Source organism: Comamonas sp. BIGb0152 (assembly GCF_024809975.1).
Classification (GTDB): Bacteria; Pseudomonadota; Gammaproteobacteria; order Burkholderiales; family Burkholderiaceae_C; genus Comamonas.
Window position 1 is genome coordinate 540,455 of sequence record NZ_JANUDY010000002.1, and the last position, 14,030, is coordinate 554,484.

The following is a 14,030-nucleotide window of genomic DNA, read 5'->3' on the forward strand; positions in this document are numbered from 1 at the left end:
GTCCGCGCGAAGAACCGCCGTCCACACCCCGCAGACAGTTGAGAGAGCACGCGCTGGGCAAACCCAGGGCGCACTGCGACTAGGAACAGGCCGGTCTCCGGGCTCACAGGCGGTACAGCGCAGACGCGCTGACCAAGTACCCGGTCTTCCCAGGGTGCGGGCGTCTTGTTGCCTGGCAGGCGTGGACGCACTCTCAACCCCAGTGACTGGACCCGCGTGGGAGCGGGCCGCATCGGCTACTTTTCCTGTCTACCGTTGCGGGGGCAGCCAAGGCTTGGGGGAGCGTACTCCCGACCTTGTTCCCGTTTCACTCGCGCTAAGCAAGCACCTGTAGATAGGCTTTTTTCAAAGCGCAGCCAGTGTAACAGCAGCCAGCCCGGGCCTAGTGCCCCCTCTGGAAACTCTCTATCTCGGTCTGAACGCCAGCGTGGGCGCATCTTTAAAAGACGCCTTGCAGCGCTGCAGGATCCGCGTCCATCTCATTGGGCAAGGGTTTTGCAGCGGATCCCTGGTACCGCCCAGCCATCCAAAGGTTTGTGATTGTGAGAAGGCGCGAAGCCGCAGGTCGTAAATAAATGCGATGACCGCTCCACTCATCACCATGGGCCTCTGCTATTTCTAAATTTGATGTGGGAGACGGTTTCACTGAATTTATAAAAATAGCCGATGACTATAATTATTTTAATATTAACAAATTATAACTAATACCATCTTGGAAACTGTTAGATTCCTCACTGGCATCCATCTCCACCCTTCACCCTTCACTTCGCGAGACACAACAGGACAGGTGCAATTTCGTCGCTGGCACTTCCCCAGACAGCGATGAGCAGCATCGGCTGATCTGACGGTCTACCCACACCAAGAGAACCGCTTGTTTACTGACCTACATCGCTTGCTGCATCACCTGCAGCCTGCCCCCTATATCAGACCCTTAATGCTTCTACCTGCGATGAGCTTTTAGCCCTGCATCCTGACCCACGGCTATGGTGAACAGCAGTTCACAAACGGCCCGTGTGCGATTGATCCCATTATCTGGTAGTCCGGAAAAGATATCTATAAAAGATTGGAATCATGCAAAAATCCTCTGCTTCTTATATTCCAGCGGTTGACGGCCTTCGTGCAGTTGCCGTTCTCGCAGTCATTGTTTTTCACGCTAATTTTTTGGATCTTTTGCCTGGTGGCTTTACCGGCGTTGATATGTTTTTCGTCATATCCGGCTATGTCATTAGCCAATCACTTTCAACACGCAGTGAATGGAGGTTTGGAAAATACTTGTGGGAGTTTTATCGTCGACGTTTTCTGCGAATTCTCCCCGCGCTTTTGGTGGTTCTCTCCGTGAGCTTTCTTGTATCTGCCATGTTTATGCCGCAATTCTGGCTCAGTGGACTGATTAATCACATTGGGCTTGCGGCCTTTTTTGGCCTAAGTAATTTCGTGCTGGCCGGGAATACAGAAACCTATTTTTCTCCGAGTGCTGACCTCAACCCTTATCTGCATACCTGGTCTTTAGGTGTGGAGGAGCAATTTTACCTGGTGTTTCCCGCAATTTATTTTGCATGGCTTCGTTATAAGGATAGATTCACACTCGCCAGGTATGTACTGCCTCTTTGCATATTGATTTCACTAGGTATAAGTGCATGCCAGACATATTTCGATCCGCCATCTGCATTTTATCTTTTGCCCAGCCGTTTCTGGGAATTGGCAGCAGGTGCAATGCTCTTCCAAACCATTGGTACAAGACGTCTTTTGCCACGGAACACGACACTTATGCGTTTGCTGCTGCCTGGCGGCCTCGCACTCGTTATGGTGGGTTTCTTTTTTGCTGGACGTGAACACTTTCCCTTCCCTTGGGCTCTGCCAACGGTGGTAGGAACGCTGTTGATGATCACCGCCGTGGTGCTGCAGAATGAAGGCGCGCCCTCGCTGCTGCTGCGCGCGATGCAGTCGCCGTGGTTGGTCTATGTCGGGCGCCTGTCCTATTCGCTGTATCTATGGCACTGGCCTGTGCTGGTCTTCCTGAGGTGGACAACGGGATTGGAGCTTCTGGTCGTTCAGCTCACCTATCCTGTCCTTGTTATTGCACTTGCTGCAGCCTCTTATCACTGGATCGAAACGCCTATTCGCGTTGGCAAGTCGCTTCAGCAAAATCATGCCTGGGCGACAGTCACTTTTAGCCTGATGGCTGTAGGCATGCTCTGGTGGGCTGCACTGTGGGTCTCTAATAATCCCTATCACTTATCACTGAGTCAGACACGCGATACCTACGAATGGCATGCATATAAACACTATCCTCGCGAAGAGATCAGCAAGATTGAAGATCCATTGATAGAGGGGCGCCAACTCTTTGTCGTTGGGGACTCCCATGCTGCTGCTTATCGCACCATGCTCAACATTGTTCGACTGAAGCTTGGCATCCAGGTACTGGAATCTGAACAGGGTGGCTGTGGAGTTGTGACGCTCATCGGTCCCGATCCGGCCCATTGCGCGGAACGTCGGGAAGCTAATTTCAAAGAGATTGAGGCGCGAGCAAAACCGGGTGACATCGTCTTTCTTGCATCCCTTAGAATGCCCGAACTCAAAGGAAAGGATTGGTCACGCGGAGAAAATGCCGTATTGGATGATATTTTTTCAGCGCAGACATTGGAGAGCAATGCTTTAGCCAAAGCCTCTGCCAAGGCCGTTCTCGATAGACTAAGCGCTATAAAAGTACAGGTCATCATTGATGCCCCCAAACCCTTGTTCAAGGCGCCTGCCAATCGCTGCTCTGACTGGTTCAACAAGAAAAACCCTGTTTGCTCTCCCGGTCTGACAATTGATCGCGCAACAATAGAGCGACTGCGTGATCCACAAATGAAACTGTTGGATGTATTAAAGCGAGAATACCCTGAACTTACGGTCTGGGATCCGATTCCGCTTCTTTGTCCCGGGCAGATATGTTCCGCCTTCGACAATGAAAAACCGCTCTTCTTCGACTCGGATCATCTCAGCGGTCACGGCAACCGCGTCCTTACAGCCTCTTTCACACAGGTTTTGTTAATGATATGGGGCAATCCTCAACCAAACACCCAATAGCAACTGTCTTTATTACATGCAGCGCACCTTGGGCGTGGGTGAGAGTTTTCTTCACCTATCTACGGTAATCATCCGCGTCACAATCCAGATAAGTGCAAGCATGTTGGGCAAGGCCCAGTCTTTCCACCACAACCTATTCGTCTTTGGCTATATATTAATCCAGCCGCTCCTGTGCCGCTACTCGCTGCGGATCACGCCGGGGCCAGGCGCGACTCGTAGCCGATGAAGTCCTCGCCGCGCAGCTGGCCCAGCAACCATTGCCGGAAGCTGGCCTGGATGGGGCTCTGCCCACCGCCCCGGCGCGTGTAGAGGTGGAACTTCGGCGTTCTGTCCATCGGCAGCTGGCGCAGCAACTCGGGCCCAAAGGGCGCGAGCAGCTTGCCGCTGTGGAGGTAGCTGAGCGCATCGACATAGGACAGCAGGCCCACGCCCTGCCCGCTGAGCACCGCTTGCAGCATGGCATCGTGGGTGTGCAGCAGCATGGGGTTGACATGCTTGTCGCCCGGCTGCAAGCCCAGCATGGCATAGATGTCCTGCCACAAGCTGTTGTGGCTGAGCGGGGAGATCAGCCGGTGCTGGTGCAGATCCTGGGCGGTTTCCACCGGGTGCTGGGCCAGCAGCTGGGGCGTGGCCACGATCACCTTGAGGTCTTCGAGCAGCGGGGTTTCATCGAGGTGGTCGACGCCGCCGTAGCCCCAGACAATGGCGGCATCCAAATCGCTGGCGTCAAACGACGGCAATTCCACGCCGATGGAGATGCGCAGATCGAGCGCGGGGTAGTCCTTGGTGAACGAGGGCAGCGAGCGGATCAGGTACTGGGTGGCAAAGTAGGGACTGACCTGGATATGGAACTTGGTATCGCGCTGCTTGGCCCGCACTGCCTCCAGCCCCTGGCTGAGTGCATCGAGCCCCTGCTCGACATAGTGGTACAGGGTTTGCGCATCGGCACTGGCCAGCAGACCCCGGGTGCCGCGCTCGAACAGCTGTACCTCCAACACGCTCTCCAGCTGCTTGAGCTGCTGGCTGGCGGCCTGCGGGGTCAGGCACAGTTCATCGGCGGCCTTGCGGATGGAGCCATGGCGGTAGATGGATTCGAACACCCGCAGCGGCTGCAGGGGCGGGAGCTTGTATTTCATGGAGGAGCGCCGGGCAAAGAGATGCAGGGCCCGGGCTGCCGCTGATTATAGGTGGCAGCCTGGCACTGACCGCAGTCGGCGCCCTGCCCTGCAAGCCCATGAAAAACGCATCCCAGTGCGGATGCGTTGCGCTTTGCCAGGTGCTTAGGCCGCGTTACTGCACCGGATCCCCGCGCATGGGCATGCCGGTGCGGTCCTTGCTGCTCAGCAGCGCAATCAGCCCGACGACGGCCGCCCCAATCAGGTAGTAGGCGGGCACGACCGGATTGCCGGTCTGGGCAATCAGCCAGGAGTTGATCATCGGCGCGGTGCCGGCAAACATCGCCACGGCCACGTTGTAGCTGAGCGCCATGCCCTTGAAGCGCACGCTGGTGTGGAACATCGAAGGGATGATCGAGTAGATGCTGCCCAGCAGCATGGCCAGACAGAAGTTGAGCACCATCAAGGACGAGATCTTGGCGGCGGTGCTGCCTTCGAGCAGCAGGTGAAAGCAAGGCACGGCCAGTACCGCAATCGCCAGGCTCGCAGCGATCATCATGGTCTTGCGGCTGAACTTGTCGGCCAGCAGGCCCATGATGGGGATCATCACCACCAAAAAGAGCTGCGGGCCCAGCGAGAGTTTGAGGCCGGTGGCCACATCGACATGCAGCGCGCTGACAAAGTAGGTCGGGATATAGGTGACGACGGTGAACAAGGTGACATTGGTCACGATAATGATGCCGGCCGACTGGAACAGCTCTTTCTTGTGCGTCGCGAACAGCACCTTCCAGCTCGCCTGGGCCAGTGCGTCATGCTGCTGCTTCATGGCCAGGAAGGTGGGGGTCTCTTCCAGGTACTTGCGGATATAGAGGCCAATGGCGCCCAGCGGCAGCGCAATCAGAAACGGAATGCGCCAGGCCCAGTCCAGGATCTGGTCGGCACTGAAAAACACCGTCAGGATGGCCGAGACCGAGGCGCCGAAGAAAAAGCCCGCCATGCAGCCCACCTCGACCCAGCTGGTGAGCAAGGTACGGTTGCGGTCGCGGCAGTACTCGGCCACAAAGATGGCCGCGCCACTGGCCTCGCCCCCGGCCGACAGCCCCTGCATCAGGCGCAGCACGATCAGCAGCAGCGGCGCGGCAATGCCGATGCTCGCATAGCCGGGCAGCACGCCGATCAAAAAGGTGGAGATCGCCATCATGATGATGGTGATGGTCAGCACCCGCTTTCTGCCGTACTTGTCGCCCAGCGAGCCAAAGAAGATGCCGCCAATGGGCCGGGCAAAAAAGGCGATCGCAAAGGCCGCCCAGGATGCCGTGATCTGCATCGTCGGCGAGCTGGTGGCAAAAAACACCTTGCCCAGCACTGCTGCCAGGTAGCCGTAGACCGAGAACTCGAACCACTCGACAAAGCTGCCCACCACCGAGGCCAGCACCACGCGGTTGAGCTCCTTGGACTGCACCGCGCGCGGCGCCACCGCCGCTTGGGGGGACGACCAGTCCGAAAGGCTTGCACTTGGGGCGGCAAAGCCATCTGCCATGGGATTGTGTGTGCGCATCGAGCTACCTTGAAGTCCTGCAGTGAGAGAAAAAGTGGGGAACGGGCCAGCGGCTGGGCCGCTGGCCATCGTCATGCGATCAGACCGGCGTCAGCCGCTTGGCATGGGCATAGTCCGCCTCTGCCTGCTCGGCGCTGATGTAACCGTAGTCCACATCGCGCTGCACCAAGGCTGGCGGGCGCTGGGCCGCATCGCCGTTGCCGCCGCCGCCGGGCAAGTCCAGAATCAAACGGCGCCCGGCCGGGATCTGCTGCTTGCCCTTGCCGCGCAAGGCGGTGCCGTCGTCCAGCGACACCTTGCCCAGTGCCCCGCTTTGGCCGCCGTTGTGGCCGCGCGCTGCAAAATGCACGCGGTCAAACATGGCGTTCAGGTCAAACTCAAAGCCCTCTGCCGAGCCCACCTCGATGCGCTGGCCCAGGCCGCCCCGCCAGCGGCCGGCGCCGCCCGAGTTGGGGCGCAGCTCCTTGCGCCAGATGATGATGGGGCCGATGCTCTCGGTCACCTCGACCGACATGGCCTGCACGCCGCTGGGGAAGGCGGTGGCGCTGAGGCCGTCGCTCGAGGGGCGTGCGCCGGTGCCGCCGGTGTTGAACATCAGGATTTCGTGCTGCTGGTTGCGTGTGGCCTGGGTGATGCCCTTGAAGCGCATCTGCAGGTTCCACAGCGAGCTGGCCCCTTCGGCCGGAATCTCACCCTGGCAAATGGGCTGCAGCGCACCCAGAACCACATCGGGGATCAGGTGGCCGATGACATGGCGCACCGAGACCGGGCGCGGGCGGTGGGCATTGAGGATGCAGTCCTCCGGCGCGCTGATCTCAAAGGGCTCCAGCGAGCCCCAGTTGTTGGGGATCTCCGGCGCAATCGCGCACTTGAGCGCATAGGAAGCATAGGCCTTGGTATAGGTCAGCGGCACATTGATGCCATAGCGGCTGGGGTCGGAGGTGCCGGCAAAGTCGGCGCGCAGCTGGTCAGCCGCAATCTCCACGGCTACTACCAGTTCAATGGGCTTCTCGTAGCCATCGACGGTCATCGCGTAGCGCTGCGTGCCATCGGGCAAGGCGGCGATGCGCTCGCGGGTGGCGCGCTGGCTGTTGGCAAAGATAAAGCCGGCTAGGTCTTCCAGGTCACGCAGTTCAAACTCGGCCAGCATGCCCTTGAGGCGGCGCATGCCGGTGGCATTGCAGACGGCCAGCGAATGGAAGTCGCCAATCACCTGGTCGCGCTCGCGCACGTTGTTGCGCAAGATCTCGATCAGGTCCTCGTTGAGCGCGCCGGCGCGGAAGAACTTCATCGGCGGTATGCACAGGCCCTCCTCGTAGACATCGCTGCCGTCCGGGCCAAAGCCGCGCCCGCCAATATCCACCACGTGGGCGGTGGCGGCAAAGTAGCCGATGTGCTCGCTCTTGCCGTCGCGGCCATGGAACACCGGGGTGACGACGGTGATGTCGTGCAGGTGGCCGGTGCCCAGCCAGGGGTCGTTGGTGACCAGCACATCGCCATCTTGCAGCGTGCTGCGCTCAAAGCGTTTGGCAAAATGCGCGACTGACTCGGCCATCGAGTTCACATGTCCGGGGGTGCCGGTGACGGCCTGGGCCATCATGCGGCCCTGTTTGTCAAACACGCCGGCCGACAAATCGCCCGCCTCCCGCACGCTGGTGCAAAAAGCGGTGCGGATCAAGGTGACCGCCTGCTCTTCGACCACCGAGATCAGGCGGTTCCACATGATTTGGTAATGAACGTCTGTATTGTTTGCCATGATCACACTCCGCTGTCCATGCGTTCTACGAGCATGCAGTCGTCCGACTGCAGCACCACCTTGAAACCTGGGCTGACATAGGTCGAGGTTTCCTTCTCCACAATCACCACCGGGCCGGGCACGGCCTGCCCCCTTGGCAGCCCCAGGCGCTCATAGATATCGCAGGCATAAAACTGCCCCAGCTTGCCGTCGAAGACCTCGCGGCGGTCCAGCACCGTGCCGGCACCCTTTTGGGGCACACCGCCTTGCTGCAGCGCGGCTTTGGCCGGTGGCTCGGTTTTGGAACGCAAGGACAGTGCCCAACTCACCACCTCGATATCGAGGCCGTCGATCGCGTGGCCAAACAAGGCCACATAGTTCTGCACAAAGGCCGCGTTGAGCGCGGGCACGCTGTCCGGCCCAAAGTGCTGCACGGGCACCGATACGGGGATCTCCCAGCCCTGGCCGCAGTAGCGCATAAAGGCGCGCAGCTCCTTGACGGTCTCGCCGTCGTAGCCGGTGTCGTGCAAAAAGGCGCTGACCTCGACTTCCATCTCGCGCAGCATCTGGTTGACGGCATCGCCATCGAACTGGCTCATGCGCATGACCGAGCTGCGCAGCGACTCATAGGCAAAAGGCGCGCGCAAGAAGCCGATGGCCGAGCCCACGCCGGCGCCCGTCGGGATCAGCAGGCGCTGGATGCCCAGCTTTTCGCACAGCCGCACCGCGTGCAGCGGGGCAGCGCCGCCATAGGCGATCATCGTGTAGGCCTCCAGGTCCTGGCCGGATTCCACCGCATGCATGCGCGCGGCATTGGCCATGTTCTCGTCCACCACTTCGGCCACGGCGTAGGCAGCGCGCACCGCGTCCAGGCCTTGGGCCTGGCCGACATGGGTGGCCATCGCATCTTGCGCGGCGGGCATGTTCAGCTGCATGCTGCCGCCGGCAAACCGGGCCGGGTCCAGCTTGTGCAGCAGCAGATCGGCATCGGTCACCGTGGGGCGGGCGCCGCCCCGGCCGTAGCTGGCCGGGCCAGGTTCCGAGCCTGCGCTCTCCGGGCCCACCCGCACCTGGCGCATATCGTCCACATGGGCAATGGAGCCGCCGCCCGCGCCGATTTCGATCATCTCGATGACCGGTATCGAGATGGGCATGCCGCTGCCCTTTTTAAAGCGGTAGCTGCGCGCCACTTCAAACACCCGTGCGGTCTTGGGCACATGCTGGTCAATCAGACAGATCTTGGCCGTGGTGCCGCCCATGTCAAAAGACACCACCTTGTCCTGGCCGTACTTGGCCGCAAAATCGCTGGCGTAGATGGCGCCGCCTGCCGGGCCCGATTCCAAAAGGCGCACCGGGAATTCAGCAGCATTCGTCAGCGACATCAGCCCGCCGCCCGAGTGGATCAGGTAGAGCGGGCAGTGCATGCCCTCTTCTACCAAAGCCTGTGCCAGGCGCTGCAGGTAGGAGGACATCAGCGGCTTCACATAGGCATTGGCGCAGACGGTGTTGAAGCGCTCGAACTCGCGGATCTGGGGCGAGACTTCGCTGGAGATGGACACCGACAGCTGGGGCAGCGCCTGGGCGATCAGCGCGCGCACCCGCTTTTCATGGGCCGGGTTCTTGTAGCTGTGCATGAGGCCCACGGCCACGCTTTGGTAGCCGCCTTCGCGCAGCTGCGCAATCACCTGCTGCAGCTGTGCTTCGTCTAGCGGCTGCAGTTCCTGGCCCTTGGCATCGAGCCGGCCTGCCACGGTATAGCGGTGGTTGCGGGCAATCAGCGGCGCGGGCAGCTGGATGGCCAGGTCGTACTGCTCAAAACGGCCCTCGTTGCGCATCTCGATCACATCGCGAAAACCTTCGCTGGTGATGAAGGCGGTCTTGGCGCCACGCCGCTCGATCAGCGAGTTGGTGGCCAGGGTCGTGCCGTGGATCACCGTGCCGATCTGCGCTGGCGCAATGCCTGCCTGGGCTGCTGCCTGTTTGAGGCCGGTGACGATGGCGCGCTCGGGCTTTTCATAGTCCGTCAGGACCTTCTCGCTGAACAGGACGCCATCGACCTCGAGCGCGATATCTGTGAAAGTGCCGCCGATGTCTGCCCCGGCGCGTATGACTTGGCTTTTTGCCATCTGGTATCTCCGAATCATGCAAGCTGTGTGGATCAGAAGCTCTGATCTGGCAGCGATGATCAAGTAATCGCCCAGTCGGCGCAAACAAGAAATTCGAGGGCGGGCGCAAGCTGTGCTTCGCGGGTAGTAACCATTACGCGCTAACCCGGTGGGCATGCACGGCGACAGTGCAAAAATGCCAGGTTTTTATGGCGCCTGCACCAGGCCTGCGCGGTCCTGCACCAATCAGGGTGAAAAGGCGCTATAGGTCCGCTAAAACATGCTTGTGTAAAGCTTGAAAACAGCGCGCAAATTGGAGGCTGAAGCGCCGCGAGGCGACAAAGCTGTGCCGCCCGCACATAGCGAATGCCGCAACAAAAAAGCCCCAAGCAAAGCTTGGGGCCTGTGCGCAAAACTGCAGCGTCCTACAGGTCCAGAGCCAGCTGGCTCTTGTCCTCGGCACGGGCCTCCACGGGCCTGAGGCTGCATTCCACCTTGATGGGGGTTTTGACCACGCAGCAGCAGGGAACCACTTCATTCGGCGCCACAAAGGCCAGGGGCTCTTGGGTGTAGACCACCTCGCCCTCCAGCAAGGTGATGCGGCAGCTGCCGCAATAGCCACCACGGCACTGGTACTCCACATCGTGGCCAGTGCGCTCCAACGCCTCCAGCAGGGTCTCCCCTGGCAGTACGCGTATAAGCCTGTCCGTGGTGCTAACGGTGGTCACAACTCGATTCCGCTCAGGTCATCCAGCGAGACTTCGGCGTTGATCTGGCCGACCAGGTAAGAGCTCAGCTCCACCTCTTGCGGGGCCACCTGCACGGTGTCCGACGATAGCCAGGTGTTGATCCAGGGGATCGGGTTGCTCTTGGCGTTCTCGAATGCGGGCTTGAGGCCGATCGCAGACATGCGGATGTTGGTGATGTACTCTACATACTGGCTCAGGATGTCCTTGTTCAGGCCAATCATCGAGCCGTCGCGGAACAGGTACTCGGCCCACTGCTTTTCCTGCATCGCCGCCGTCTTGAACATCTCAAAGCATTCCTGCTCGGTCTCTTTGGCAATCTTGGCAAAGTCCGGGTCATCCTGGCCCGAGCGCATGATGTTGAGCAAATGCTGCGTGCCGGTCAGGTGCAAGGCCTCATCGCGTGCAATCAGGCGAATGATCTTGGCATTGCCCTCCATCAGCTTGCGCTCAGCAAATGCGAAGGAGCAGGCAAAGCTCACATAAAAGCGGATGGCCTCCAGAATGTTCACATTCATCAGGCACAGGTACATCTTCTTCTTGAGCTGGTACACATTGATCTCATGCACCACACCATTGATGGTGTGGCTGCCGGCGCCCAATTGGGCGTGCAGCATGGCATCGCGGATCAGCTCGTCGTAGTACGAGGAGATATCGCCGGCGCGCAGCTTGATGTTCTCGTTGCGCATGATGTCGTCAAAGATCACCGACGGATCATTGACGATATTGCGCAGGATGTGCGTGTACGAGCGCGAATGGATGGTCTCCGAGAACGCCCAGGTCTCAATCCAGGTCTCCAGCTCCGGCAGCGACACCAGGGGCAAAAACGCCATGTTCGGGCTGCGCCCCTGGATGGAGTCCAGCAAGGTCTGGTACTTCAGGTTGCTGATGAAGATGTGCTTCTCGTGGTCGGGCAGCTTCTGGTAGTCGATGCGGTCCTGCGTGATGTCCACTTCCTCGGGGCGCCAGAAAAACGAGAGCTGCTTTTCAATCAGCTTCTCGAAAATCGGGTACTTCTGCTGGTCGTAGCGGGCGACGTTGACCGGATTGCCAAAGAACATCGGTTCCTTGAGCTGGTCATTGTCAACCTTGGAAAAGGTGCTGTATGCCATGGCCTTCTCCGCGCTTAGATCTTGCAGGCGCCGCTGGCGCAGTCGTCTTCTGCCGCCGCGCTCTGCATGTCTTCCGCACCATCACGGGTGTTGTGGTAGTACAGCGTCTTGACGCCAAACTTGTAGGCCTGCAGCAAGTCCTTGAGCAATTGCTGCATGGGCACCTTGCCGTCGGCAAAGCGCTGTGGGTCGTAGTTGGTGTTGGCCGAGATGGACTGGTCGACAAACTTCTGCATCAGGCCCACGAGCTTCAAGTAACCATCGTTGTTGGGCATTTGCCAGAGCAGTTCGTACTGGCCCTTCAAACGGTCGATCTCTGGCACCACCTGGCGCAGGATGCCGTCCTTGGACTGCTTGACCGACACAAAACCACGTGGAGGCTCGATGCCATTGGTCGCATTGGCGATCTGGCTGGAGGTCTCGGACGGCATCAGTGCGGTCAGGGTGGAGTTGCGCAGGCCATGGGTCTTGATCTCGGTGCGCAGGGTTTCCCAATCGAGGTGCAGGGGCTCGTCGGTCAGCGCGTCGATGTCCTTCTTGTAGGTATCGATGGGCAGGATGCCTGCCGCGTAGTTGGTCTCGGCAAAGGCGGTGCAAGGGCCAAATTCACGCGACAGCTGCACCGATGCCTTCAGCAGGTAGTACTGGATGGCCTCAAAGGTGCGGTGGGTCAGGCCGTTGGCCGAGCCATCGGAATAGCGCACGCCGTTCTTGGCCAGGTAGTAGGCGTAGTTGATGACGCCCACGCCCAGCGAGCGGCGCTTTTCAGTCGCGACGCGGGCAGCGGCCACCGGGTAGTCTTGGTACTCCAGCAGGGCATCGAGCGCGCGCACGATCAGGTCGGCCAGCTCTTCGAGCTCGTCGGTGGATTCCAGCGCGCCCAGGTTGAAAGCGGACAAGGTGCAGAGCGCGATTTCGCCGTTCTCGTCCTTGATGTCTTCCAGCGGGCTGGTGGGCAGCAGGATTTCCATGCACAGGTTCGACTGGCGAACCGGCGCCACAGCCGGGTTGAAGGGGCTGTGGGTGTTGCAATGGTCCACGTTCTGGATGTAGATACGGCCGGTGCTGGCGCGCTCTTGCATCATCAGCGAGAACAGCTCCACCGCTGGCAAAGTGCGCTTGCGGATGGATTCGTCGTTCTCGTACTTGACATACAGCTCTTCGAACTTGTTCTGGTCGGCGAAGAAGGCCTCATACATACCAGGCACATCGTGGGGCGAGAACAGGCTGATGTTCTGGCCCTTGATCAGGCGCTGGTAGAGCATGCGGTTGATCTGGATGCCGTAGTCCAGGTGGCGGATACGGTTTTCTTCGACGCCGCGGTTGTTCTTCAGCACCAGCAGCGACTCGGCTTCCAGGTGCCACAGTGGGTAGAACAAGGTGGCTGCACCGCCGCGCACTCCCCCTTGCGAGCAGGACTTGACGGCCGACTGGAACATCTTGAAGAAAGGCAGGCAACCGGTGTGCTGCGCTTCGCCGCCACGGATCTCGCTGCCCAGCGCGCGGATGCGGCCGCCGTTGATGCCGATGCCGGCGCGCTGCGAGACGTACTTGACGATGGCGCTGGTGGTGGCGTTGATGCTGTCCAGGCTGTCATCGCACTCGATCAGCACGCAGGAGCTGAACTGGCGCAAAGGCGTGCGCACACCCGACATGATGGGCGTGGGCAGCGAAATCTTGAAGCGCGAGACGGCATCATAGAAACGCTTGATGTACTGCAGGCGGCGGTCGGCCGGGTACTTGGCAAACAGGCTCATTGCCACCAGCACGTACAGAATCTGCGGGCTCTCATAGATGCGCTTGGTCACCCGGTTCTGCACCAGGTACTTGCCTTCGAGCTGCTTCACGGCTGCGTAGGAGAAATCCATATCGCGCCAGTGGTCGATGAAACCATTGATCTCTTCGTACTCTTCGCGGCTGTAATCGGCCAGCAGGTGCGGGTCGTACTTCTTCAGCTCAGTCAGCTTTTGCACATGGTCGTACAAATGCGGTGGCTCAAACTGGCCAAAGGCAATCTTGCGCAGATGGAAGATGGCCAGGCGTGCAGCCACGTACTGGTAGTCCGGCGCGTCTTCGGAGATCAGGTCCGCTGCGGACTTGATGATGGTTTCATGGATGGCATCGGTGCGGATGCCGTCATAAAACTGGATATGCGATTGCAGCTCGATCTGCGACACGGAAACATCGCGCAGGTCCTTGGCGGCCCAGTCAATCACTCGGTGGATTTTGTCCAGGTCGATGGGTTCAACGCGACCGTCACGCTTGGTGACTCTCATAGTGGTTGTCTGGTTCATTTGCGATGTTTCTAATGGGATAAAAGACGCAGGGCCACGGGCTGACGCACCTGTCCCGCGCCAAAACGCGCCTGACATTGCAGGCGCGTAAAGACGGGAGCTAGACCAGGGACAACAACCAGTGGGGGAAAGCGGTGGACACTACATATAGTGTCTATGGGCTTGAGTGTACGCTACCTGTAGCGTTCTCGGTAGCAAAAATGTGGCGCCAATTTCTGTTAGGAAGTGCGATGCCCAGAGAGGAAATGCAAGAAAATCAACATGCATTGCCTGAATAATTTTATGTTTCCAGT

At 59.4% G+C, this 14,030-nt stretch carries 8 protein-coding genes and 1 riboswitch; of the genes, 1 reads left to right on the top strand and 7 read right to left on the bottom strand.

Annotated features, from left to right (window positions below; all coding sequences use genetic code 11):
* Positions 1-70 precede the first annotated feature (70 nt).
* Positions 71-347, bottom strand: a riboswitch (cobalamin riboswitch).
* 724 nt (positions 348-1,071) lie between these two features.
* A complete protein-coding gene (locus tag M2375_RS05935; protein ID WP_259164548.1) occupies positions 1,072-3,072 on the top strand; it encodes an acyltransferase family protein in 2,001 nt (666 codons plus the stop codon).
* Positions 3,073-3,263: 191 nt separating this feature from the next.
* Here the strand turns inward: M2375_RS05935 and M2375_RS05940 are convergent, their stop codons facing one another.
* From M2375_RS05940 to nrdA, 7 genes are all read right to left on the bottom strand, one after another.
* A complete protein-coding gene (locus tag M2375_RS05940; RefSeq protein ID WP_259164549.1) occupies positions 3,264-4,208 on the bottom strand; it encodes a LysR substrate-binding domain-containing protein in 945 nt (314 codons plus the stop codon).
* 154 nt (positions 4,209-4,362) lie between these two features.
* Positions 4,363-5,745: an MFS transporter gene (locus tag M2375_RS05945; protein WP_259164550.1), complete on the bottom strand. Its 1,383-nt coding sequence runs from the start codon at positions 5,743-5,745 to the stop codon at positions 4,363-4,365.
* Positions 5,746-5,824: 79 nt separating this feature from the next.
* Positions 5,825-7,501, bottom strand: coding sequence for a hydantoinase B/oxoprolinase family protein (locus M2375_RS05950; RefSeq protein ID WP_259164551.1), 1,677 nt, complete (start codon positions 7,499-7,501; stop codon positions 5,825-5,827).
* A 2-nt stretch (positions 7,502-7,503) separates the two neighbouring features.
* Positions 7,504-9,606 (bottom strand): hydantoinase/oxoprolinase family protein, encoded by a 2,103-nt coding sequence (locus M2375_RS05955; RefSeq protein ID WP_259164553.1) that lies wholly within the window; start codon positions 9,604-9,606, stop codon positions 7,504-7,506.
* 404 nt (positions 9,607-10,010) lie between these two features.
* A complete protein-coding gene (yfaE, locus tag M2375_RS05960; protein ID WP_259164554.1) occupies positions 10,011-10,313 on the bottom strand; it encodes a class I ribonucleotide reductase maintenance protein YfaE in 303 nt (100 codons plus the stop codon).
* Positions 10,310-11,443: a class Ia ribonucleoside-diphosphate reductase subunit beta gene (nrdB, locus tag M2375_RS05965; protein ID WP_259164555.1), complete on the bottom strand. Its 1,134-nt coding sequence runs from the start codon at positions 11,441-11,443 to the stop codon at positions 10,310-10,312. The genes yfaE and nrdB overlap by 4 nt, the downstream gene beginning before the upstream one ends.
* Positions 11,444-11,457: 14 nt before the next feature.
* Positions 11,458-13,719: a class 1a ribonucleoside-diphosphate reductase subunit alpha gene (gene nrdA, locus M2375_RS05970; protein ID WP_404979278.1), complete on the bottom strand. Its 2,262-nt coding sequence runs from the start codon at positions 13,717-13,719 to the stop codon at positions 11,458-11,460.
* Between the last annotated feature and the right edge of the window lie 311 nt (positions 13,720-14,030).